The 550-nt window shown below is 50.0% G+C and carries 1 protein-coding gene; it reads right to left on the bottom strand.

The features are described 5' to 3' along the window. Nucleotides 1-357: 357 nt before the first annotated feature. On the bottom strand, nt 358-550 hold a 193-nt coding region (locus ACEG18_RS09685), incomplete at its 5' end, for a hypothetical protein (RefSeq protein WP_372542584.1).

The raw sequence follows: 550 nt of genomic DNA on the forward strand, positions 1-550 counted from the left end.
GGCCGATCCGGTCCGACCGGGCCGCGCGGCAAGGAGATATATTGCCAGACCGGAGGGGCCCGGGGGGCGGGAATCGCGCACTCCATATTTTGTTCACAAATGAATAAGCTGGCTCCGAGTTGCTCAGAGTCACACATTTGGTCATAAACCATGGACAGACCGTATGACCTCGGGAATCTTGCTGTCCACTGTAGACATAGCATCTTTATACCCTCGTCGTTCTCTGCTAGTTAGCCCGTCATAAATAGAAGGACAACGTTAACAAACCCATAAAACGCCAGCGGGGGCTCTATCACTAATTAGATAGAGCCCCCGCTGGCGGAGTGTATTTAATTGAAACAATACCCCTTAACTGATTTACTGGAAATAAGGAGCAAATGAACCGTCCGGATATACATGGCGACAGAACCCTAGAGTCGACTGAGCGCCAACAGAAAGCGACATAAACAAAAAGATCGGCTCTACCCCAACGCAGATGACAACGATGCCCTCGACTAACGTCAATCCGAGCACTCCTAAAACGGATAGGGCAAATATCGCATATAACGCA

The organism is Collinsella aerofaciens, from assembly GCF_041537385.1.
Lineage (GTDB): Bacteria > Actinomycetota > Coriobacteriia > Coriobacteriales > Coriobacteriaceae > Collinsella > Collinsella aerofaciens_BV.